Genomic DNA, 21602 nt, shown 5'->3' with positions numbered 1-21602 from the left:
TATAAGAAAACAACAGCGCGACATCAGGCTGAATCAGCAACTAAAAATGATTAAAATCAAAAAATTAAATCAAAGTGAATAGGTAATTAAAAATTGAAATATTTAAAAAATATGAAAAATAAGATTATGCATCCTTTTAATTCACTCTGCGTCTGGTAAGGGGTTTGAATGAAAAACAGCGTTATGTTAGCTTGACGCTCTATTCACTCGTTGCGTGTTGTTACTCATGGATTAGGTTACTGAGGGATTAACCATGCTCTACTGCATTAATAATAACGTTATCTTCGATCCATTAAAACATACTTTAACCTCAAGTAAATTCTATCCTGAAAAGGATACCAGGCTTAATCAGCCAACCAGCCGCTGCTTGTCATTATTAATTGAGAGAAAAGGGAGCGTTATTACGCAGGAGGATTTCATGAATGAAGTCTGGCGTAAACATGGAATGGAAGTCACCGTCAATACGCTTTATCAAAATATCTCTATTCTGCGGAAAACATTAAAGCGCGTCGGTATTGATGAAAACATTATTATCACCGTGCCCAAAAAAGGAATTACTCTTTCAGCGAAAGTTGAGACGGTGGCGGATAAAAACTTTCTCACCACGTCGCCTCATTTAGTACTGGAACAACAGGATGATATCCCGCTCAACAGAAAAGGCAGCCTGAGCCTGTTTTTAGTGCTGTGGATGGCGCTGCTGTTAAGCCTGTTTGCCTTATGGACGGCGTTTAATCAGTGAGGCACGATTTTCTTAACGCGCTACGCTATGCTGGTAGCATGCAGAAAATAAACGAACTTAAACGAGCCAAGCGCCTGGCGCTTTCACTGCTGCTGATGGCGGCAGCCACCTTTATTGCTACGCTGTTTATGCCGCCCCGGCTGTGGGTGAGCGGTTTGAAAGCGGTAGCGGAAGCCGCAATGGTTGGGGCACTCGCCGACTGGTTTGCCGTGGTTGCGCTGTTTCGGCGCGTTCCGGTGCCCTTTATCTCTCGTCATACGGCCATCATCCCCCGTAATAAAGATCGCATCGGCGAAAATCTGGGCCGCTTCGTACAGGAAAAATTTCTTGATGCGGAGTCGCTGCTGGCGCTGATTCGTCGGCACGATCCGGCACAGCTGATCGGCAACTGGCTGAGCGCGCCGGATAATGCGCAACGGCTGGGTCAACACCTGCTGCAGCTGATGCGCGGATTTCTGGATCTTACCGACGATACGCGTATTCAGCACTTTATTCGCCGCGCCGTACATAAAGCGATCGATAAAGTTGACCTGACGCAGTCAAGCGCCCTGCTGCTGGAAAGCCTGACCAAAAATAATCGCCATCAGGCGCTACTGGATGCCGCCGTGGAACAGCTGCTGCGCCTGATCAATCGCGAAAGCACGCGCGACTTTATCGCCATGCAAATCGTGCGCTGGCTGAAGCGCGAGCATCCGATTAAAGCCAAAATGCTGCCAACCGAGTGGCTGGGCGAGCATAGCGCTGAACTGGTCTCCAGCGCGGTGAATTCACTGCTTGATGATGTCAGCCAGGATCAAGGTCATGAGCTGCGTATGGGCTTTAATCGTGCGGTGGAAAAACTGATTTCCCGGCTGAAAAACGATCCTGATATGGCGGAGCGCGCAGAAACCATCAAAGGTTATCTGAAGGAAGATGAAGCGCTGAACCGCTATATCGGTGAACTGTGGGGCGATTTACGTGAATGGCTGAAAGCGGATCTGAATGCGGAAGATTCGCGCGTGCGACAGCGCGTGGCGGAAGCAGGTTTGTGGCTGGGTGAAACGCTGGTGAATGACAGCGCGCTACGCTCTTCGCTGAATCAGCATATGGAACAGGCGGCGCGTACCGTTGCGCCCGACTTCGCCGCATTCCTGACGCGTCATATCAGCGACACGGTAAAAAGCTGGGACGCGCGTGAGATGTCGCAACAGATCGAGTTGAATATCGGGAAGGATTTACAGTTTATTCGTATCAACGGAACGCTGGTGGGAGGCTGTATAGGGCTGCTGCTGTGGTTAATAACGCAGCTGCCCGCGCTGTGGCAAATGCTCAGCGCGGGCCAGAGTCACTGATTACTTCTTCAGGCCGGTAAGACGATCTTTTTCAAGATCGCTGCCGGTACCGGTCAGGTTATCTTTCTCCAGGCCGGTGGTGCCGGTAAGCGGATCCTGATGCAGGCCGGTGGTACCCGCCAGTTTATCTTTCTCCAGGCCGGTAGCGCCGGTCTGCTCTACTTCCACTTCCTGACGGCGAACGGTATCTTTCACCGTTTCTACACGTTCTGAGGTTTCGTTACGTACACCCACCTCTTCTTTAATGCGTGCAGTTTTGCTTACCGTTGGGATCTCGTGGGACTCTTCCACTTCAATGGTTTTATCGGACCAGTCAACGTCGCTCAGATAAGCGGGTTCATCAACAGCGGTACGGAAAACGTCGGCGTGCTGTTCAAATAGCGATACGTCTTCAGCAACTTCATCTTCAACGGTATAACGACGCAGACGTACCACGCCATCGCTGACCTGACGTTTACCAATAGCCACTTCTTCTTCAGCCAGCTTCAGCGCTTCGGCGTTCTCGCTGCCGGTAAGCGTTGCGCCAGCGGTGGTGCCTGCAATGCCGGTTGCCGCAGCGCCTGTCGCGCCAGTACCGGTACCGGTTACCACACCGCTGGTGGTGGCATCATTAACCAGATCGGTTGCGCCCGTTTTACCTGCGGTGGTGTTTTTATCATCCAGTGTGCCCGGCACGCCTGATGCCGGATTGTTGTTACCGGTTACGCCGCTGGCACCGGCAGTAAAGCCTGCGGAGGTGGTGCGCCCGGTAAGATCGTTGGTTTCACCCAGGTGTTCACGATGAGCGCCAGTGGTGTCTGCAACGCCAGAACGATTATAAGAGGCGGAGTAATCGGTGGAATATTGATCCAGCAGCGCTTCAACACGGTCGGCATCTTCTTTCGGTGCGCGTACGGTCAGCAGCACGCCGCCGCCCTGAATTGCTTTGTTATATTCAGTGGCGTAATCATCATCAACATCATCGCCAAACAGGCGCTGCCAGAAGCTTGGATGACGGATCTCTTTACCTTCTACGCGTAATCTTTCACCTGAAATAATATCAATATGATTTTCCGCAATACCTTCGGCAATTAGTTTTTCTTTAGCCACTTGCGCCTGCTGTATCTGATTAAAAGCAGTTACGATTTTTTCGTGTGCCATATAATAGTCTCCTCGTGCTTAGGTTGACGGTTAAGTATCTTCCTTGTTGATCTCTATCTCCTGGCTACGTAATGTCACTTTTTGCTGAAACTGTTCGCTTTTCTTCAGCTTGTGAATATGTACTTCTTCTTTCAATATATAGTGACGAATAATTTCCACCTGCTCTTCAATTACCGGCACAATTAACACATCGCCTTCCTGACGAACCTGTGGGAAATAGCCTTCCTCCACCGGTTCATTTTTTTCGATGTGTTCTATCTTAACTTCTTCATGCCAGAGCTCGGTTTCTAACAGCTTCTCTGCCGTTGTCGTGGAGCGGCTAATACGGATGCGACGGTCAACCACGCGCTGCGTGCTTACCTCCGCCTGCTCTTCTGCTAACGGAATGGCTTCATGCTGTTCCGTTACTCTCTCATGCGGCGCAATTTTCTTCGTCATACTCGCCCTCCATAAAATAGCGCCGTTCAGAATATGCATCGATTATCGAACGTTTCCGATAACTTACCGTAATAGTTATAAAGCATAGACCAAACGGGAGCTTATGTAATAATCGAGCACGGCAAATTGTTAAGAAATATAAATCCTGTTAATAATGAGCGGGTAAACGGCCCTGATTATTGCCGCTTTTTCTGGCTTAACGGCCTTTTTGTTTTTCCTTTTATCCGCGCCAGATTTTCTTTAGCGCCTAACTTGTTATAAATGCAGCAAATTAAACAAGCGTTACGCGTCGAGAAAAAAATCACGAGACTATTTACATTTACCTTATCAGGGCCGTAATAAATTATGAGCAGGCAAAAAATCAGATATTTCGCAATAAAATAAATTTGCAAAAATTAAAAGTCATGACCCCAGTTAATCTTTATAAAAATAAAATCACAGCAAAGAACAGAGAAATAAGAAAGCAGGAAGCAGGAAGCAGGAAGCAGGAAGCAGGAAGCAGCGTAAAAGGGGTAGAAAGGTCGTGCAAGAACAACAGCAGCCCGTCAGGCTGCTAAGCCGGTGCGGCAGTAATCTGCCGCACCAGAAGCTTAACGTCGCTTCATCAGCATCCAGACGCTGATAGCAAAGAAGGCCGCGCTGGGCAGCACTGCGCCCAAAATCGGCGGTAAGCCATATACCAGGCTGAGCGGACCAAAGATCTGATCCAGCACATAGAACAGGAAGCCAAAGCTGATACCGGTGACCACACGCACGCCCATCGATACGCTACGTAGCGGACCAAAGATAAACGACAGCGCCATCAGCATCATTACTGCCACCGACAGCGGCTGGAAAATCTTGCCCCACATATTAAGCCGATAGCGTCCTGACTCCTGACCGCTCTGCACCAGATATTTAGAGTAGTTATACAGCCCACGGATCGACAGCGCATCCGGGTCCAGTGCCACCACGCCGAGTTTGTCCGGCGTCAGATTGGTTTTCCACTGGCCGTTAATGCTCTGCTTGCCGGTGATCTGTTTGGCATTGGTCAGATTGGACTCATCCACCTGCCCCAGATTCCAGCGCCGATGCTCTTTATCCCAGGTAGCGGTAGCGGCATAGCGTACACTCACTAACCGCCGCTGATCGTTAAAGTTGTAGATACTAACGCCATCAAGTTCATTATTGCCCTTCAGGCGTTCTATATAGATAAAGCTATTGCCATCTTTTGCCCAGAGGCCGGAATGGGTAGAGAGCAGCGAGCCGCCGAGCAGCTGTTGCGCACGGAAGTTACGCGCCATCTGCTCGCCCTGCGGCGCAACAAACTCACCGATCGCCATGGTGAGCAGCACCAGCGGAATGGCAGTTTTCATCACCGACAGCGCGATTTGCAGACGGGTAAAACCAGAGGCTTGCATCACCACCAGCTCACTGCGCTGGGCCAGGGTACCAAGGCCCAGCAACGCGCCAAGCAGCGCGGCCATCGGAAAGAATGTCTCAATATCCTTTGGCACGCTGAGCAGAGCGTAATAGCCTGCATCAAGCGCTGTGTAGGCGCCCTGCCCGGTTTTGCGCAGCTGATCGACAAACTTAATAATGCCGGAAAGCGATACCAGCATAAAAAGCGTCAGCATAATGGTGTTAAAGATCGTTTTACCGATATAGCGGTCTAATACGCCAAACATCAGATTGAGCCTCCACGCGTAAAGCGGGCGCGCAGACGGCGCATCGGCACCGTATCCCACACGTTCAGAACAATCGCCAGCGCCAGATAGCTCAGGTTAACCGCCCACATCCAGATTGCCGGATCGAGCCGTCCCTTCGCGCCGTTTGATTTTAGCGAGCTCTGTAACAGGAAGAAGATTAAATAGAGCAGCATAGCCGGTAACATGGAAAGCACGCGTCCCTGACGTGGGTTTACCACGCTAAGCGGTACCACCATCAGCGCCATCGCCAGCACGGCAAATATCAGCGTTAAACGCCAGTGCAGCTCAGAGCGGAACTCCGGCGATCTGTTGCCGAACAGATCCTTAAACTCCGCCTGTTCGGCGTCGTTAGGATCGAGCGTGGCGGTTTTATAGCCGACAATCGCCTGATAGTGCGTGAAATCCGTAATGCGGAAATCACGCAGCAGCGCGGTGCCCTCAAAGCGGGTGCCTTTATCCAGCGTGACCACCTGCGAACCGTCCGGACGCTGCTCCATATAGCCGCTATCCGCCATTACAACGGACGGGCGCGCATTGCCTTTCGGACGCAGCTGCGCCAGGAAAACGTGACCGAACTGATTGCCTTTCACATCTTCAATAAAGAGAACGCTATTGCCGTCGCTGGAGGGCTGGAATTTCCCCGCCGCCAGCGCCGCAGCGCCAGGATTAGCTTTCGCATTCTGCGTCACCTCGCTTTGATAGCGCGATGACCAGGGGCCAAGCCAGACAACGTTGACTGCCGCCACCGCCGCCGTTAGCAGCATCAGCACCATCGCCGCTTTGACCAGCACCGCCTTGCTTAAGCCGCAGGCGTGCATCACGGTGATTTCGCTTTCGGTATACAGCCGCCCCAGCGTCATCAGGATGGCCAGGAACAGGCTGAGCGGCAGTATAAGCTGTGCCATTTCTGGCACGCCGAGCCCTAACAGGGTAAGAACTAAGTTTGTCGGGATCTCACCATCCACGGCAGCGCCCAGGATCCTGACTAGCTTCTGACAGAAGAAGATCAACAGCAGGATAAAGAGTATTGCCAGCTGGCTTTTGAGCGTTTCCCGAACCAGATATCTAATGATTATCACGCTTCGTATGCCTGTGAAAACTTGTCTTTTTGCTGGAAAATCGATAGTTTCAACGCTTATTCGCCATTTCTCATCATCAATGGCCGTTGTCATAGATCTATTGTATGACACAAGCGTTCAGGTGACGTCAAAAATAACAATGTCACTGAAACACAAACTGACGCCTGGCTACCAGGAGCGTCGTACGCAACGGCGTAAACGTTACGAAGCGGTACATTCTAGCCGCAGCCAGCGCCGTTGTCTTTAAGATTCAGGAGAGTGCATGGAGTTCAGTGTAAAAAGCGGTAGCCCCGAGAAACAGCGTAGTGCCTGTATCGTTGTGGGTGTCTTTGAGCCGCGCCGTCTGTCGCCAATCGCCGAACAGCTGGATAAAATCAGCGATGGCTATATCAGCGCCCTGCTGCGCCGCGGCGAGCTGGAAGGTAAAGTGGGCCAAACGCTGCTGCTGCATCATGTGCCGAATATCCTTTCTGAGCGGATTTTGCTCATTGGCTGTGGAAAAGAGCGAGAGCTGGACGAGCGCCAGTATAAGCAGGTCATTCAAAAAACCATTAATACGCTGAATGATACCGGCTCAATGGAAGCGGTCTGCTTTCTGACCGAACTGCATGTTAAAGGGCGCAACACTTACTGGAAAGTACGCCAGGCGGTGGAAACGGCGAAAGAGACCCTTTACAGCTTCGACCAGTTGAAAAGCAATAAAGTCGAACCGCGTCGTCCGCTGCGTAAAATGGTGTTTAACGTGCCTACGCGCCGCGAGCTGACCAGCGGCGAGCGCGCCATTCAGCACGGCCTGGCAATTGCCGCCGGCATCAAAGCGGCAAAAGATCTTGGCAATATGCCACCGAATATCTGTAACGCTGCCTATCTGGCTTCGCAGGCGCGTCAGCTGGCGGACGCCTGGAGCAACATCACCACGCGCGTTATCGGCGAACAGCAGATGAAAGAGCTGGGCATGAACGCCTATCTGGCGGTCGGCCAGGGGTCGCAGAATGAATCGCTGATGTCGGTGATTGAATATAAAGGCAGTCCGGACCCGGAAAGCAAACCTATTGTGCTGGTGGGTAAAGGGCTGACTTTCGATTCCGGCGGTATCTCCATCAAGCCTGCCGAAGGCATGGATGAGATGAAATACGATATGTGCGGCGCGGCTTCGGTCTATGGCGTGATGCGCATGGTGGCGGAGCTGAACCTGCCGCTGAACGTGGTCGGCGTGCTGGCCGGTTGTGAAAACATGCCGGGCGGCCGGGCGTTCCGTCCGGGTGATGTGCTGACCACCATGTCCGGACAGACGGTAGAGGTGCTGAATACCGATGCCGAGGGCCGTCTGGTGCTGTGCGACGCCTTAACCTACGTTGAGCGTTTCGATCCGGACGTGGTGATTGATGTTGCCACGCTGACCGGTGCCTGCGTGATCGCGCTGGGTCATCATATCAGCGGCTTGCTGTCGAACCATAACCCGTTGGCGCACGAGCTGATCGGCGCTTCCGAGCAGGCGGGCGACCGTGCCTGGCGTCTGCCGATGGCAGATGAGTATCAGGAGCAGCTGGAATCCAACTTCGCTGATATGGCAAATATTGGCGGCCGTCCGGGTGGAGCCATTACCGCTGCCTGCTTCCTGGCTCGCTTTGCGCGCAAATATAACTGGGCGCATCTGGATATCGCGGGCACGGCCTGGCGCTCAGGTAAAGCCAAAGGTGCGACCGGTCGTCCTGTCGCCCTGCTGTCGCAGTTCCTGTTGAACCGCGCCGGACTGAACGGCGACGATTAAGCCTTCCTCATGATAAAAAGTCCCTGGCGCTTAAGCCGGGGATTTTTTTGCCTGCCGGCGCACGCGTTGTATCGCCTGACGCAGGTTTCCTTACGCCACTCTGTGCCAGGCGGGCAAATCCTCACTCACTTATGGTAAAGTGCTTTTTCTTCCGGCATCCAAGCCCGGAACAAGAATTTTCTGTCACGCATAAAGAATCCAGACCATGAAAAACGCAACGTTCTATCTTCTGGAGCAGGTTCCGGACCAAGACTCCACCGCGGATGGTCTGAACGCCATTGAGCGGCTGACCTGCGACCTTGCTGCCGAACACTGGCGTAAAGGCCAGCGCATTTTGATCGCCTGTGAAGATGAACAGCAGGCGATTCGCCTGGATGAGGCGCTGTGGCAACGTCCGGCCAACGCCTTCGTTCCGCATAATCTGGCCGGAGAAGGCCCGAAATATGGCGCGCCGGTGGAGCTGGCCTGGCCGCAGCGCCGGGGCAACGCGCCGCGCGATCTGCTGATCAGCCTGCTGCCGCAGTTTGCAGATTTTGCCACCGCTTTCCATGAAGTGATAGACTTTGTTCCGAGCGAAGAATCTTTGAAACAGCAGGCGCGTGCACGCTATAAAGCCTATCGCAGCGTCGGCTTCCACTTGAATACGGCAACCCCGCCACAGCCGCAAACGACATAGCAGAAATGGAAAAGACATATAATCCGCAAGAGATCGAACAGCCGCTTTACGAGCATTGGGAAAAGCAGGGCTACTTTAAACCGAATGGCGATACCAGCCAGGAAAGCTTCTGCATCATGATCCCGCCGCCGAACGTCACCGGTAGCTTGCATATGGGTCATGCCTTCCAGCAAACCATCATGGACACTATGGTGCGTTATCAGCGCATGCAGGGAAAAAATACCCTGTGGCAGGTCGGAACCGACCACGCGGGTATCGCCACGCAAATGGTTGTAGAGCGCAAGATTGCCGCTGAAGAGGGAAAAACACGCCAGGATTACGGTCGCGATGCCTTTATCGACAAGGTGTGGCAATGGAAAGCGGAATCTGGCGGCACCATTACTAACCAGATGCGCCGCCTCGGTAACTCTGTAGACTGGGAGCGCGAGCGCTTCACTATGGATGAAGGTCTCTCTAATGCGGTGAAAGAAGTGTTTGTTCGCCTGTATAAAGAGAACCTGATCTACCGTGGCAAACGCCTGGTTAACTGGGATCCGAAGCTGCGCACCGCCATCTCCGATCTGGAAGTGGAAAACCGTGAAACCAAAGGTTCCATGTGGCATATCCGCTATCCGCTGGCGGACGGCGCGAAAACCGCTGATGGTAAAGATTATCTGGTGGTTGCCACGACCCGTCCGGAAACCCTGCTGGGCGATACCGGCGTGGCGGTTAATCCGGAAGATCCGCGTTATAAAGATCTGATCGGTAAGTATGTCGTGCTGCCGCTGGTGGATCGTCGTATCCCGATTCTGGGCGATGAGCATGCCGATATGGAAAAAGGCACCGGCTGCGTGAAGATCACCCCGGCGCACGATTTCAACGACTATGAAGTTGGCCGTCGTCATAAGCTGCCGATGATCAATATTCTGACCTTTGATGGCGATATCCGTGAAAGCGCCCAGGTTTACGATACCAACGGCGAAGAAACTGACGTCTACGCCACGACCCTGCCGGAACAGTTCCAGAAGCTGGAACGTTTTGCCGCGCGTAAAGCGATCGTCGCTGCCGTTGACGCGCTGGGCCTGCTGGAAGAGGTTAAAGCTCACGACCTGACCGTGCCTTACGGCGATCGCGGCGGTGTGGTGATCGAGCCGATGCTGACCGATCAATGGTACGTGCGCACCGCACCGCTGGCAAAAGTGGCGGTTGAAGCGGTTGAGAACGGCGATATTCAGTTTGTACCGAAGCAGTACGAAAACATGTACTTCTCCTGGATGCGCGATATTCAGGACTGGTGTATTTCTCGCCAGCTGTGGTGGGGTCATCGTATTCCTGCCTGGTATGACGCACAGGGCAACGTTTATGTTGGCCGCAGCGAAGAAGAAGTGCGCGCGGAAAACCAGCTGGATGCCAGCGTTGCGCTGCATCAGGACGATGACGTACTGGATACCTGGTTCTCTTCCGGTCTCTGGACGTTCTCTACCCTTGGCTGGCCGGAGAATACCGACGCGCTGCGCACCTTCCACCCGACCAGCGTGCTGGTCAGCGGCTTCGATATCATCTTCTTCTGGATTGCGCGCATGATCATGCTGACCATGCACTTTATGAAGGATGAAAACGGTAAGCCGCAGGTGCCGTTCAAAACCGTCTATATGACCGGTTTGATCCGCGATGAAGAAGGCCAGAAGATGTCGAAATCGAAAGGTAACGTCATCGATCCGCTGGATATGGTGGATGGCATTTCGCTTGAGGCGCTGCTGGAAAAACGTACCGGCAACATGATGCAGCCGCAGCTGGCGGAAAAAATTCGCAAGCGCACCGAGAAGCAGTTCCCGAACGGCATCGAGCCGGCGGGCACCGATGCGCTGCGCTTTACGCTGGCGGCGCTGGCCTCTACCGGTCGCGATATCAACTGGGATATGAAGCGTCTGGAAGGCTACCGCAACTTCTGTAATAAGCTGTGGAACGCCAGCCGCTTTGTGCTGATGAATACCGAAGAGAAAGATTGCGGGCAGAACGGCGGCGAAATGGTGCTGTCGCTGGCCGATCGCTGGATTCTGGCAGAGTTCAACAACACGGTGAAAGCTTATCGTGAAGCGCTGGACAGCTATCGCTTCGATATCGCTGCGAACATTCTGTATGAGTTCACCTGGAACCAGTTCTGCGACTGGTATCTGGAGCTGACCAAGCCGGTGATGCACAACGGTTCAGAAGCGGAGCTGCGCGGTACGCGTCATACGCTGGTTAGCGTGCTGGAAGCGCTGCTGCGCCTGGCGCACCCGATTATTCCGTTTATCACTGAAACCATCTGGCAGCGGGTAAAAGTGCTGAAAGGCATCAGCGACGATACCATTATGCTGCAGCCTTTCCCGGCTTATAACGCGGCACAGGCAGACGATGCGGCGCTGGCCGATACGGAATGGCTGAAGCAGGCGATTGTAGCGGTACGTAATATCCGCGCCGAGATGAATATCTCTCCGGGTAAACCACTGGAGCTGCTGCTGCGCGGTGCCAGTGCCGACGCTCAGCGTCGCGTGAGCGAGAACCGTAACTTCCTGCAGGCGATGGCGCGTTTAAGCGACATTACCGTGCTGGCGCAGGGAGAGAAAGGTCCGCTTTCCGTCACCAAGCTGGTGGATGGCGCTGAACTGCTGATCCCGATGGCGGGTCTGGTCGATAAGGAAGCGGAGCTGGATCGTCTGGCCAAAGAGCTGGCGAAGCTGGAAGCCGAGATGGAAAAAATCAATGCTCGCCTTTCCAACGAGTCTTTCGTTGCCCGCGCACCGGAAGCGGTGGTTGCGAAAGAGCGCGATCGTATGGCGGAGCTGGAACAGGGCAAGGCCAAACTGATTGAACAGCAGAGCGTTATCGCCGCGCTGTAATCCGCTAAAGCAAAAAACAACCGTGGCAGGGCAACCTGGCCACGGTTTTTTTATGTCATCATCCTGTGCCATTGCATCAGGCGGCAAGCGATGTTATTACACTCTTTTTCCTTTTCTTAATCTGAGCCAGACGTATGAATATCGCCCCAGACACTTCGCTTCGCGTCCGCCCGATTACCGCAGCAGATAACCCGTATATTGCGCAGGTAATACGTACCGTATCCGCTGAGTTCGGCCTGACCGCTGATAAAGGCTATACCGTTTCCGATCCTAATCTGGATCGGCTATTTGAGCTGTATAACACGGAGAATAGCGCCTACTGGGTTATCGAGCTGGATGGCAAGATTATGGGCGGCGGCGGCGTGGCTCCGCTGCAGTGCAGCGCGCCGGATATATGCGAACTGCAAAAAATGTATTTCCTGCCGCAGCTGCGCGGTCGCGGCATGGCGCACCGTCTGGCGCTACAGGCGATGGATTTCGCCCGTGAGCACGGCTTTAAGCGCTGCTACCTGGAAACCACCGCCAGCCTGACGCAGGCGATTCGGTTATATGAAAAACTGGGTTTTCAACATATTGACGGGCCGCTCGGTTGCACCGGTCACGACGACTGCGAAGTAAGGATGTTAAAGGCGCTGTAAGCGCCTTTTATTGGCTTGTCTTAATGAGTTCATCACTGGTGAACACAGCTGTACTTGGTAGCAGTACCAGGTAAAAGCAGTAAGTTGAAATTAACACATATGAGAGTTTTCGTTATAGCATAGCGTTATACTATGGAAACAAACCTTATCAAGTCACTGATAAGATTAAGTTATCTTCCTCCCGAGCTAATCTTTCCCTGGCGATCAACGGAAAACTCCAGCCTGTACTTATCGTTATCTAAAATATAAATAAGAGTGTATTTCGCATCTGATTGCAGGCTTGTAGAAATACACGTATCTGGATAAGTTTTTTTTATATTATCTTCTGTAGCAATAGGCTTTTTATAATGATTAACGGAAGAGCTTAGCAAGTAGTAAGATAACACCTTACCCGGCTGTGCATTAATACACACTGAATTTAAAGTAATGCTTGCGTTACCAGGATTTCTAAATTGCAGTCTGTCCCCTGAACCGCAGGATGTTAAAAAAAACAGAGCGAGTAAAATAAAATCTCTCAAAAAGGAAACCCTCCCAATACTTTTTTATATTTCAAAATTAATGAATTATGGTTTTCATTCTGATGAAGGCCTTTATACTTTACAATATAAGGATAATTTTTAAACCCGTGTGACGTTAGCAACCAGTAATGAGCGACGATAGCAGCCTGTTGCTCCATTGAATAGTCAGCCAGCCTGACTTTGTCAAATCATAAGAGTAATCAGCAGCCCATGAGAATAGCCCACGCATTATCACATACATGCCCTTTTGTTTTTGCCAGACATGCATCATTTCATGTATAAAAAGGTGTTGTAAATCGATGGAAGTATAAGAGTAATCATCTGAATATACATTGGTTTCAAACCATATCTCACCAGTTGGCGTCATCGCAGTATTGTTTTCTTGCATGCCAAAAGGTAAAAAGCTCCCGTGATGTATCCAAACCTTATTGTATTGGATTGAATGATGATATAGTTGCTGAGATAAATTAATTTCCCCAGGTGTCATTAAACGTAACCCACCTCTTTGTATCCCCATAAAAACCTCCTTGTCTGCTGTCTATAAATCATACTCTGCTTTAGATAGATGCTGTCAATTAAAAATGCGATATATTGCTTAGCTTGTCACACTTGCCAGTATTGCGCTTTATTGTAATAGTGTTGTTTTTAACCATTTTTAGATTTGTATTATTAATTCCTACATTATTATCGTATTTATAATTTTAGTATATTTACGGGCCGCTCGGTTGCAACGGTCACGACGACTGCGAAGTAAGGATGTTAAAGGCGCTGTAAGCGCCTTTTTAATAGATTCGTTATTGACGACTTTTTAACCAGAAAGTAAAATATAGTCTATGGAATTAATGCCAGGAGAGGCGACATGAATATGTTTTGCAAAGTTGATAACGAAGGTTTTCCCCATTGGAACGGAGTCGACTTCATGCGTTTTTGGTTTCTTCCAAATAACCAACGCTTCCTTACAGGGGAAAATTACCTGTGGGCCTATAAAGCGGCTTACCTGACTTATAATAAAGATAAAGTAATTAAAATAGCAAAAGAAGAACATATCCCGGCTTTATTGTTGGCAGGCGTTGCTATCGCTGAAGTCGGCGGGACACCAGAAAGATTAAAAGGCTATGGTGTATTACAATTCAGGCAATTATTAGAATTTTTACTTAAAAAAGATAATCAATGGTCTAACGCCGTCTCAGTTGGTGCCGTAGCAATTCAGTTGAGGGCGGTAGCGGAAACCTTAGGCATAAACCCTAAAAATCTTAGTTCTCTTCAACAGTTTCAGCTAGCCACATGTTTGTATAATAATGAGTTTAACTTACGTATAGTTGCACAACATCTACGACAGTTAATTAAATATGATTATCCAGACGCTGATACCGAAACGCTAAATGATGAGCAATTAATTTTGGCTGGCTCACGTTATAACCGGGGCACATCCCGGGACAAACAAGATATCATTGATTCTATCCATGCACCCAAAGGGCATGCCACACGCGCATGGAGTTCTTATGGGCGTAGAATTCTTGAAAAAAAGCAAACCTTAGAAATAATACTGGAAGTAAAAAAATGAATTGGAAAATGTTCGCCTTAACGTTGTTTTATAGCAGCTTCTGTTTTTTCAATATCGCTTATCTTTCTTATTTCAAAGAAGAGCAATATATCGATGGCGATGAAATCAAGACGGTTTGCGATGCTTACAAAACATTTGTTGTTGACGATATCCGTTCATTTACCGCTCCGTTAACGCTTCTGCTTATCGCGCCATTACTCTGGCTTAGCCTGCGTAAAAAGCAGCGCGCGCTTTATTTGCCACTGCTTGCCCTGCTATTAATGGCATTTTGGTACTGGCGGTTTTTTGGGCGGCTGCATGGATGTTAATCAGCCGCAATGGCTTATGGCTGTTCCTGAGCCGAATAGCTACCACAAGCTACATCATACGCCAGGCCGGCACGCCGCTGTGAAAGCGTAGTTCGTTATCCGGTTCCTGAATCAGACGCGCTTCGGCTTCGCCAATCTGACGCACCCTTCCGGCAATATCAAAAGGCGCGATACGTGCCGCCAGCGACAGATAATCCTGATAATGACGCGCCTCGGAACGCAGCAGTGAAACGTAAAATTTCGCCAGTTCCTCGTCCAGCCAGGGCGCCAGACTGGCGAACCGCTCGCAGGAGCGTGCCTCAATATAAGCGCCGCAGATCAGCTTATCCACCAGCGTTTCCGGTTCATGGGTAATCACTTCGCGCAGCAGGCCTTTGGCATACCGGCTGGCAGTGATCTTTTGATAAGCGATGCCGCGTGCCTGCATGATTTCCCATACCTGATAAAAATGGTGCAGCTCTTCTTTAATCAGCAATATCATCTTATCCAGCAGCTCATCGCCCCAGGGGATATCGTTACGGGTGATAATACGCCTGGACAAATTTTTATGCGCTTCAATAAACCCGCTGTCGTGATCTTCGCGATGCACAAAGGCTTCATAAGGCTTTAGCCACGCAAGGATCGCCTCGCCGCTGGGCTTATCAGCAACATATTTACGAATCAACCAGGTGGCCGTCTGTGCCGCTTTCAGTTCACAAACCATATGATCGGTGAGCAGCAAGGGGAGGTTTTCTGGTTTGCGCGCTTCATCAATCCACGCCTGCGGCGTACGGCAATGCAGAAACTGGTGAATGGGAGCAAGGAGATCGGCGTAATTCATACTATCGCTATGGTTAAAAGGCGCGCCTTAACGGCACGCCGGATCAATATTTAAAGCGGCAGGCTATTAATGGCGGATACCGTCATCGTCTTCGTCAATGTAATCACCCTCTTCTTCATCTTCCGCATCCGGATCTTCGAAGTAGGTGCCCCAGCCGTCATAATCAACGTTATGCTTGCCGGCTAGGTTAACCAGTTGCTCAACCTGCGCATCGAGCAGCTCAGGCTTAAGCGCCAGCTCGCTCAGGATATCAACGCACATAACGGTTGAACCATCTTCCAGCTCCAGCTCTTCCGGCTCGGTAACTTCATAGCCCAGCTTGAAAGCGTCTACCGCTGCTTTTTCCAGCGCTTCGAAGCTGTCGCAGGAAAGATGATGCTCAATGGTGTAAAGCGCATCGGGGTCGCTGCCATCCTCCAGCAGCTCTTCGATAATCGCTCGCGTCTCTTCGCGCTGCTCTTCCAGCAATTCTTCATATGCCATGATGGGTTCCTCTGTTTTGGCAGACAATGTGATTATTTTCCCACACTGCACTCCGCGCCACTACACAAAAGCAAAAGTTTATTGCGCACAGGGTTGAAAATGCATATTCATACGGTTAAATTGAATTTTAATTCAATTTAAAAGGACAAGGAGTGCTGTATGAGTCAGTTTTATCAACGCCATTTCCTCAGGCTGCTCGATTTTACCCCAGCAGAAATTAATGCGCTGCTGGCCCTCGCTGCTGAATTAAAAATCGCGAAAAAAAACGGTGAGGAAGTGCCGCACCTGCAGGGCAAAAATATCGCGCTCATCTTCGAAAAAGAGTCGACCCGTACCCGATGCTCTTTCGAAGTTGCCGCGTTTGATCAGGGCGCCCGCGTTACCTATCTGGCGCCCAGCGGCAGCCAAATCGGCCACAAGGAATCGATTAAGGATACCGCACGCGTGCTGGGCCGCATGTATGACGGCATTCAGTATCGTGGTCACGGTCAGCAGATCGTAGAGACCTTAGCCGAATATGCTGGCGTGCCGGTGTGGAACGGCCTGACCGATGAGTTCCACCCTACCCAGCTGCTGGCCGATCTGTTAACCATGCAGGAACACCTGCCGGAAAAATCATTACGCGCAATGGTGCTGACCTATACAGGCGATGCGCGCAATAACATGGGCAACAGCCTGATGGAAGCCGCAGCGCTGATGGGCATTGATCTGCGGCTGGTAGCGCCGAAGAGCTGTTGGCCGGAAGAGCATCTGGTGAATGAATGCCGCGAGGTGGCAAAGCTGAACGGCGGAAAAATCACCCTGACGGAAGATATTGCTGAAGGGGTCAAACAGGCGGACTTTATCTATACCGACGTGTGGGTCTCAATGGGCGAAGCCAAAGAGCGCTGGCAGGAACGTATCGCCCTGCTGCGTAATTATCAGGTGAATATGGCGATGCTACAGCTTACCGGTAATGAAAAGGTGAAATTTCTTCACTGCCTGCCCGCGCTGCACGATGACCAAACCACGCTGGGGAAACAGATGGCTGAGCAATACGATCTGCATGGCGGCATGGAAGTCACCAATGAGGTATTTGAATCGGCGCACAGCATCGTTTTCGATCAGGCGGAAAACCGGCTGCATACCATTAAAGCGGTGATGGTCGCCACGCTGGCGAAACCGGGTAAATTAGCGTAACGCAAACGGTTACCCGGCGCGCGTTTTTTACTTGATGCTGCAAACCGAATGCGTATAATGCGCCACAATTTGTCGGGAGGACGCATGCAACTGAGCCATAAAACAGCGATCGCTCAATCACGCCTGAATGCAGGCGGCGCGCCTGTTTCCTTCCGTCAGCGACCAATCGTAAAAAAGCCCCTCATTGCAGGGGCTTTTTTTTCGTCCTTAATCCGGCACGCCTAAAGGAGAGTGACGCATGAATCCGCTGTATCACAAGCATATAATTTCGATTAACGATCTCAGCCGCGAGGAGCTGGAGCTGGTGCTGCATGCGGCGGCCAGCCTGAAGGCCCGGCCACAGCCAGAGCTGCTGAAGCATAAAGTGATTGCCAGCTGTTTCTTTGAAGCCTCTACGCGCACTCGCCTCTCTTTTGAAACGGCCATACAGCGGCTGGGCGCGGCGGTGGTCGGGTTTTCCGACAGCAGCAATACCTCGCTGGGCAAAAAGGGCGAAACGCTGGCCGATACCATTTCCGTTATCAGTACCTATGTCGATGCGATTGTGATGCGTCATCCGCAGGAAGGTGCGGCCCGTCTCGCCACCGAGTTTTCCGGCGCGATTCCGATCCTGAACGCGGGCGACGGCGCGAATCAGCATCCCACTCAAACGCTGCTCGATCTCTTTACTATTCAGGAAACGCAAAGCCGCCTGAGCAATCTGAATGTGGCGATGGTCGGCGACCTGAAATATGGCCGCACCGTGCATTCCCTGACGCAGGCGCTGGCCAAATTTGACGGCAACCGCTTCTTCTTTATCGCGCCTGAGGCGCTGGCGATGCCCGCTTATATTACCGATATGCTGGATGAAAAAGGCATTGCCTGGAGCCGCCACGCCAGTATTGAAGAGGTGGTGCCGCAGGTGGATATTCTTTATATGACGCGTGTACAGAAAGAGCGTCTCGATCCCTCGGAATATGCCAACGTGAAGGCGCAGTTTGTTCTGCGCGCCGCCGATTTGCAGGGCGCTCGCGACAATATGAAAGTGCTGCATCCGCTGCCGCGCGTTGATGAGATCGCCACCGACGTGGATAAAACGCCTTACGCCTGGTATTTCCAGCAGGCCGGCAACGGTATTTATGCGCGTCAGGCGCTTCTGGCATTAGTGCTTAACAGCGATCCGGTTCTGTAAGGAGGAAACAGTATGACGCAAGATAAATTGCAGGTTGAAGCCATCAAACGCGGCACGGTAATCGATCATATTCCGGCGCAGGTGGGCTTTAAACTTTTAACGCTGTTCCGCCTGACGGAAACCGAGCAGCGCATTACCATCGGACTTAACCTGCCCTCCGGGGCGCTGGGCCGTAAAGATTTAATCAAGATCGAAAACACTTTCCTCACCGACGAGCAGATCAATCAGTTAGCAGTCTATGCGCCGCACGCTACCGTTAACCGGATCGATGATTATGAAGTGGTCGCCAAGATCGTTCCTGTGCTGCCGGATCGTATTGAGCGCGTGCTGACCTGTCCGAACGGCAACTGCATCAGCCGCACGGAGCCGGTTTACTCCAGTTTTGCCGTCAGAAAACGCGCTGATAACGTTCAGCTGAAGTGCAAATATTGTGAAAAAGAATTTGCGCATCAGGTGGTGCTGGCGAACTGGTAAACACTTTCCATCTTCCTATAATAGAGCGACAGGGCGGGCAGGCTGTCCGCCTGGCATCCCACACCTCAGGAGAATTTATGTCACGCGAAATCAGCACGGAAAATGCCCCTGCCGCTATCGGACCCTATGTTCAGGGCGTCGATCTGGGGAGTATGATCATAACTTCCGGTCAGATCCCGGTCGATCCTAAAACCGGCAAGGTCGCTGATGGCGTTGCTGCGCAGGCACGTCAGTCACTGGAAAATGTGCAGGCCATTGTGGAAGCCGCAGGTCTGAAGGTAAGTGACATTGTGAAAACCACGGTGTTCGTTAAAGACCTTAACGACTTCGCCACTGTTAATGCCACCTATGAAGCCTTTTTCAACGAGCACGGCGCACCTTTCCCTGCTCGCTCCTGCGTGGAGGTGGCGCGTTTGCCAAAAGATGTAAAAATTGAAATCGAAGCGATTGCCGTACGTCGCTAATCGGCATAACGATAAGGCCGCGTCAGTTGCACGCGGCTTTTTAATAATGCTTTCCCGACAGGTCTTTTTTACTGGCGTAAAGCAGGCTTTTCCTGATTTGCTCATCCGCGCATGCCGATGACGCTGGCCTTTCCCTTTTGCGCGTATGCGCCGCTGCGCCAGTACTGCTAAGCTACTTTATTCACTTAGCGAAACGCCTTTTCTATATTGAACAGATGCAGCCGCGCATAGGGTGCTTTTCCTGGCTATTGCGGGGTTAAATCAGCGGCGGCGGAAAATTTTTGCAACATCCCTGTAAAGAGTTTTACCAGGCTGCATAAAGGGCGCGGAGACGGCGCTATATTATGAAGCAACAGCCTTTTTCCACTCCTGAGAGGGCGTAAAAATCGCTTTTTCAGCGGATTCCTCAGCGTCCGGCGTGTCGTAATCGTAAGGAGTAGCTAACCTTACTGAGTGTGAAAAAGTAGACTTTTCGATAAAACGGGCGGCGGTTTTCGCCCCGATAAGCAATCAGGATTGAGCAATGAATAAAACTCCACCATGGTGGCAGAACGGCGTCATTTATCAAATCTATCCCAAGAGCTTCCAGGATACGACCGGTAGTGGCACAGGCGACCTGGCCGGTGTGATTCAGCGTCTGGACTACCTGAAAATGCTGGGTGTGGATGCAATCTGGCTGACGCCTTTTTATATTTCACCGCAGGTTGATAACGGCTATGACGTGGCGAACTACACCGCCATCGATCCCGCTTACGGCACAATGAGCGATTTCGACCATTTGGTTGAGCAGGCGCATAAGCGCGGGCTGCGTATTATCCTTGATATGGTGTTTAACCACTCTTCCACACAGCACCACTGGTTTCATGAATCGCTGAACCCGGAAAGCCCTTATCGCGACTACTATATCTGGCGGGATGGCAAGCCCAACGAACCGCCTAATAACTGGAAGTCAAAGTTCGGCGGCTCCGCATGGCGCTGGCATCCGGAAAGTAATCAGTACTATATGCACCTGTGGGCGCCTGAACAGGCCGATCTGAACTGGGAAAATGACAATGTGCGCGCCGAGCTCAAGCAGATTGTGAACTTCTGGGCCGATCGCGGTATCGATGGGCTGCGTCTCGATGTCATTAACCTGGTCTCCAAGCATCAGGATTTCCCTGACGATCCCGATGGCGATGGTCTGCGTCTTTATACCGACGGGCCGCGCATTCACGAATATATGCGTGAGATGAGCCGCGACGTTTTTCGTCCACGCGAGCTGGTGACGGTGGGCGAGATGTCCTCTGCAACGCTGGAGCACTGCCAGCAGTATGGCTCGCTGGAGGGCGAAGAGCTGTCGATGGTCTTCAGCTTTGACCATGTCGAAGTGGATTTCTGGAATGGCCAGAAATGGACACTGACCCCGCTGGATCTGGTGGCGCAAAAGAAAATCTTTACCCACTGGCAGCAGGGTATGCACAATCGCGCCTGGAACGCCCTGTTCTGGTGTAACCACGATCAGCCGCGCGTGGTCTCACGCTGGGGCGATGATGGCGAATATCGTGTGCAGTCGGCGAAGATGCTGGCGATGGTGCTGCATGGTATGCAGGGCACGCCCTATATTTTCCAGGGCGAAGAGCTGGGCATGACCAACCCCGGCTTTACCCGCATCATCGACTACCGCGATATTGAAAGTCATAACATGTATGCAGAACTACGTGCACAGGGTCGCGACAGCGAAAACCTGCTGGCGATACTGGCCAGTAAATCGCGCGATAATGGCCGTACGCCGATGCAGTGGGACGCCAGCCAGAATGCCGGCTTTACGACCGGCACGCCGTGGATCGGCATGAGCCCGAATTATGAAACCGTTAATGCCGAAGCGGCCATCGCTGACCCAAACTCGATTTTTTATGCTTATAAACAGCTTATCCAGCTGCGTAAGCGTTATCTGATCCTGACCTGGGGCGACTATCTTGACCTGCTGCCGAATCACCCTTATCTCTGGTGCTATCAGCGCCAGTATGAAGGTGAAACGCTGGTGGTGATGGCGAACTTCAGTCGTGAGGCGCAGACGTGGCATCCGGAAGAGTCGTTTGGCAGCAGTTGGGAAGTGATGATGAGCAATTATCCGGATCCCAAAAACGAGCCGGGCGAGATGATGCTGCGGCCCTGGGAAGCGGTCTGGTGGTATCAGAAGAAAAATCATTGAGTTAAACCGCTGCGCGTGAATAACGCGCAGCGACATCTGTTTTAATCCCTCTTATAAGCTCTGTTTTTG

At 51.6% G+C, this 21602-nt stretch carries 21 protein-coding genes; 13 read left to right on the top strand and 8 right to left on the bottom strand.

The genetic code is table 11. The features are described from left to right. Nucleotides 1–253: 253 nt before the first annotated feature. Nucleotides 254–739: a winged helix-turn-helix domain-containing protein gene (locus ACQE32_RS17010; RefSeq protein WP_426974823.1), complete on the top strand. Its 486-nt coding sequence runs from the start codon at nt 254–256 to the stop codon at nt 737–739. Between the two features lie 38 nt (nt 740–777). Continuing rightward, nucleotides 778–2070, top strand: coding sequence for a DUF445 domain-containing protein (locus ACQE32_RS17005; RefSeq protein ID WP_250651640.1), 1293 nt, complete (start codon nt 778–780; stop codon nt 2068–2070). Here the strand turns inward: ACQE32_RS17005 and ACQE32_RS17000 are convergent, their stop codons facing one another. The 4 genes from ACQE32_RS17000 to lptF form a co-directional block, all read right to left on the bottom strand. Next, nucleotides 2071–3210, bottom strand: a complete 1140-nt coding sequence (locus ACQE32_RS17000) for a YsnF/AvaK domain-containing protein (RefSeq protein ID WP_426982166.1) — start codon at nt 3208–3210, stop codon at nt 2071–2073. It abuts the gene before it with no gap. Between the two features lie 30 nt (nt 3211–3240). Next, nucleotides 3241–3648 carry a YsnF/AvaK domain-containing protein gene (locus tag ACQE32_RS16995; RefSeq protein WP_250651638.1) on the bottom strand — a complete coding sequence of 136 codons (408 nt, stop codon included), beginning with the start codon at nt 3646–3648 and terminating at the stop codon, nt 3241–3243. A gap of 590 nt (nt 3649–4238) precedes the next feature. Further along, entirely contained in the window at nt 4239–5315 is a 1077-nt protein-coding gene (lptG, locus tag ACQE32_RS16990) for an LPS export ABC transporter permease LptG (RefSeq protein WP_427022128.1), read from the bottom strand. Continuing rightward, the gene (lptF, locus tag ACQE32_RS16985) at nt 5315–6415 is read right to left on the bottom strand and encodes an LPS export ABC transporter permease LptF (RefSeq protein ID WP_426974828.1); all 1101 of its coding nucleotides are present in this window, start codon (nt 6413–6415) and stop codon (nt 5315–5317) included. The genes lptG and lptF overlap by 1 nt, the downstream gene beginning before the upstream one ends. Nucleotides 6416–6677: 262 nt before the next feature. Here lptF and pepA point away from each other — a divergent pair, with 262 nt between their 5' ends. The 4 genes from pepA to ACQE32_RS16965 all read left to right on the top strand — a co-directional run bounded on the left by pepA (nt 6678) and on the right by ACQE32_RS16965 (nt 12361). Continuing rightward, complete coding sequence (pepA, locus tag ACQE32_RS16980) at nt 6678–8186, top strand: leucyl aminopeptidase (protein WP_085068239.1); 1509 nt, start codon at nt 6678–6680, stop codon at nt 8184–8186. A gap of 205 nt (nt 8187–8391) precedes the next feature. Beyond that, complete coding sequence (locus ACQE32_RS16975; protein ID WP_427022127.1) at nt 8392–8862, top strand: DNA polymerase III subunit chi; 471 nt, start codon at nt 8392–8394, stop codon at nt 8860–8862. 5 nt (nt 8863–8867) lie between these two features. Beyond that, complete coding sequence (locus ACQE32_RS16970) at nt 8868–11723, top strand: valine--tRNA ligase (RefSeq protein ID WP_427022126.1); 2856 nt, start codon at nt 8868–8870, stop codon at nt 11721–11723. Nucleotides 11724–11857: 134 nt separating this feature from the next. Then, nucleotides 11858–12361 (top strand): GNAT family N-acetyltransferase, encoded by a 504-nt coding sequence (locus ACQE32_RS16965; RefSeq protein ID WP_085068243.1) that lies wholly within the window; start codon nt 11858–11860, stop codon nt 12359–12361. Nucleotides 12362–12531: 170 nt separating this feature from the next. Here ACQE32_RS16965 and ACQE32_RS16960 read toward each other — a convergent pair whose 3' ends face one another. Both ACQE32_RS16960 and ACQE32_RS16955 read right to left on the bottom strand, forming a co-directional pair. Beyond that, the gene (locus ACQE32_RS16960; protein WP_427022125.1) at nt 12532–12879 is read right to left on the bottom strand and encodes a putative T6SS immunity periplasmic lipoprotein; all 348 of its coding nucleotides are present in this window, start codon (nt 12877–12879) and stop codon (nt 12532–12534) included. Between the two features lie 115 nt (nt 12880–12994). Continuing rightward, nucleotides 12995–13396 (bottom strand): hypothetical protein, encoded by a 402-nt coding sequence (locus ACQE32_RS16955; protein ID WP_427022124.1) that lies wholly within the window; start codon nt 13394–13396, stop codon nt 12995–12997. 342 nt (nt 13397–13738) lie between these two features. On the opposite strand from ACQE32_RS16955, the gene ACQE32_RS16950 reads away from it, so the two are divergent. Then, nucleotides 13739–14443, top strand: a complete 705-nt coding sequence (locus ACQE32_RS16950) for a hypothetical protein (RefSeq protein WP_426982163.1) — start codon at nt 13739–13741, stop codon at nt 14441–14443. After that, nucleotides 14440–14751, top strand: a complete 312-nt coding sequence (locus tag ACQE32_RS16945) for a DUF2645 family protein (RefSeq protein ID WP_250651630.1) — start codon at nt 14440–14442, stop codon at nt 14749–14751. The genes ACQE32_RS16950 and ACQE32_RS16945 overlap by 4 nt, the downstream gene beginning before the upstream one ends. 49 nt (nt 14752–14800) lie before the next feature. On the opposite strand, the gene miaE is transcribed toward ACQE32_RS16945, so the two are convergent. Further along, complete coding sequence (miaE, locus tag ACQE32_RS16940; RefSeq protein WP_426974833.1) at nt 14801–15571, bottom strand: tRNA isopentenyl-2-thiomethyl-A-37 hydroxylase MiaE; 771 nt, start codon at nt 15569–15571, stop codon at nt 14801–14803. A 66-nt stretch (nt 15572–15637) separates the two neighbouring features. Continuing rightward, nucleotides 15638–16054: a ribonuclease E inhibitor RraB gene (rraB, locus tag ACQE32_RS16935; RefSeq protein ID WP_085068248.1), complete on the bottom strand. Its 417-nt coding sequence runs from the start codon at nt 16052–16054 to the stop codon at nt 15638–15640. A gap of 159 nt (nt 16055–16213) precedes the next feature. On the opposite strand from rraB, the gene argF reads away from it, so the two are divergent. The 5 genes from argF (at nt 16214) to treC (ending at nt 21533) form a co-directional block, all read left to right on the top strand. Continuing rightward, nucleotides 16214–17233 (top strand): ornithine carbamoyltransferase, encoded by a 1020-nt coding sequence (gene argF, locus ACQE32_RS16930; RefSeq protein ID WP_426974834.1) that lies wholly within the window; start codon nt 16214–16216, stop codon nt 17231–17233. A gap of 238 nt (nt 17234–17471) precedes the next feature. After that, entirely contained in the window at nt 17472–18404 is a 933-nt protein-coding gene (pyrB, locus tag ACQE32_RS16925; RefSeq protein WP_426982161.1) for an aspartate carbamoyltransferase, read from the top strand. A 12-nt stretch (nt 18405–18416) separates the two neighbouring features. Then, on the top strand, nt 18417–18878 hold the full coding sequence (gene pyrI, locus ACQE32_RS16920) for an aspartate carbamoyltransferase regulatory subunit (protein ID WP_085068253.1): 462 nt from the start codon (nt 18417–18419) through the stop codon (nt 18876–18878). 77 nt (nt 18879–18955) lie between these two features. Next, the gene (ridA, locus tag ACQE32_RS16915) at nt 18956–19342 is read left to right on the top strand and encodes a 2-iminobutanoate/2-iminopropanoate deaminase (RefSeq protein ID WP_426982160.1); all 387 of its coding nucleotides are present in this window, start codon (nt 18956–18958) and stop codon (nt 19340–19342) included. Nucleotides 19343–19865: 523 nt separating this feature from the next. Continuing rightward, the gene (gene treC, locus ACQE32_RS16910; protein WP_427022123.1) at nt 19866–21533 is read left to right on the top strand and encodes an alpha,alpha-phosphotrehalase; all 1668 of its coding nucleotides are present in this window, start codon (nt 19866–19868) and stop codon (nt 21531–21533) included. Nucleotides 21534–21602: the final 69 nt, after the last annotated feature.

This window comes from Pantoea sp. FN0302 (assembly GCF_050113775.1).
GTDB lineage: Bacteria > Pseudomonadota > Gammaproteobacteria > Enterobacterales > Enterobacteriaceae > Mixta > Mixta alhagi.
This window is presented reverse-complemented; position numbering and strand designations above follow the sequence as displayed.

What these genes read in the sequence shown, in the direction of transcription:
- ACQE32_RS17010 (WP_426974823.1), top strand. Translation starts at nt 254, where the DNA reads ATGCTCTACTGCATTAATAATAACGTTATCTTCGATCCATTAAAACAT.
- ACQE32_RS17005 (WP_250651640.1), top strand. Translation starts at nt 778, where the DNA reads ATGCAGAAAATAAACGAACTTAAACGAGCCAAGCGCCTGGCGCTTTCA.
- ACQE32_RS17000 (WP_426982166.1), bottom strand. Translation starts at nt 3,210, where the DNA reads ATGGCACACGAAAAAATCGTAACTGCTTTTAATCAGATACAGCAGGCG.
- ACQE32_RS16995 (WP_250651638.1), bottom strand. Translation starts at nt 3,648, where the DNA reads ATGACGAAGAAAATTGCGCCGCATGAGAGAGTAACGGAACAGCATGAA.
- lptG (WP_427022128.1), bottom strand. Translation starts at nt 5,315, where the DNA reads ATGTTTGGCGTATTAGACCGCTATATCGGTAAAACGATCTTTAACACC.
- pepA (WP_085068239.1), top strand. Translation starts at nt 6,678, where the DNA reads ATGGAGTTCAGTGTAAAAAGCGGTAGCCCCGAGAAACAGCGTAGTGCC.
- ACQE32_RS16975 (WP_427022127.1), top strand. Translation starts at nt 8,392, where the DNA reads ATGAAAAACGCAACGTTCTATCTTCTGGAGCAGGTTCCGGACCAAGAC.
- ACQE32_RS16970 (WP_427022126.1), top strand. Translation starts at nt 8,868, where the DNA reads ATGGAAAAGACATATAATCCGCAAGAGATCGAACAGCCGCTTTACGAG.
- ACQE32_RS16965 (WP_085068243.1), top strand. Translation starts at nt 11,858, where the DNA reads ATGAATATCGCCCCAGACACTTCGCTTCGCGTCCGCCCGATTACCGCA.
- ACQE32_RS16955 (WP_427022124.1), bottom strand. Translation starts at nt 13,396, where the DNA reads ATGGGGATACAAAGAGGTGGGTTACGTTTAATGACACCTGGGGAAATT.
- ACQE32_RS16950 (WP_426982163.1), top strand. Translation starts at nt 13,739, where the DNA reads ATGAATATGTTTTGCAAAGTTGATAACGAAGGTTTTCCCCATTGGAAC.
- ACQE32_RS16945 (WP_250651630.1), top strand. Translation starts at nt 14,440, where the DNA reads ATGAATTGGAAAATGTTCGCCTTAACGTTGTTTTATAGCAGCTTCTGT.
- miaE (WP_426974833.1), bottom strand. Translation starts at nt 15,571, where the DNA reads ATGAATTACGCCGATCTCCTTGCTCCCATTCACCAGTTTCTGCATTGC.
- rraB (WP_085068248.1), bottom strand. Translation starts at nt 16,054, where the DNA reads ATGGCATATGAAGAATTGCTGGAAGAGCAGCGCGAAGAGACGCGAGCG.
- argF (WP_426974834.1), top strand. Translation starts at nt 16,214, where the DNA reads ATGAGTCAGTTTTATCAACGCCATTTCCTCAGGCTGCTCGATTTTACC.
- pyrB (WP_426982161.1), top strand. Translation starts at nt 17,472, where the DNA reads ATGAATCCGCTGTATCACAAGCATATAATTTCGATTAACGATCTCAGC.
- pyrI (WP_085068253.1), top strand. Translation starts at nt 18,417, where the DNA reads ATGACGCAAGATAAATTGCAGGTTGAAGCCATCAAACGCGGCACGGTA.
- ridA (WP_426982160.1), top strand. Translation starts at nt 18,956, where the DNA reads ATGTCACGCGAAATCAGCACGGAAAATGCCCCTGCCGCTATCGGACCC.
- treC (WP_427022123.1), top strand. Translation starts at nt 19,866, where the DNA reads ATGAATAAAACTCCACCATGGTGGCAGAACGGCGTCATTTATCAAATC.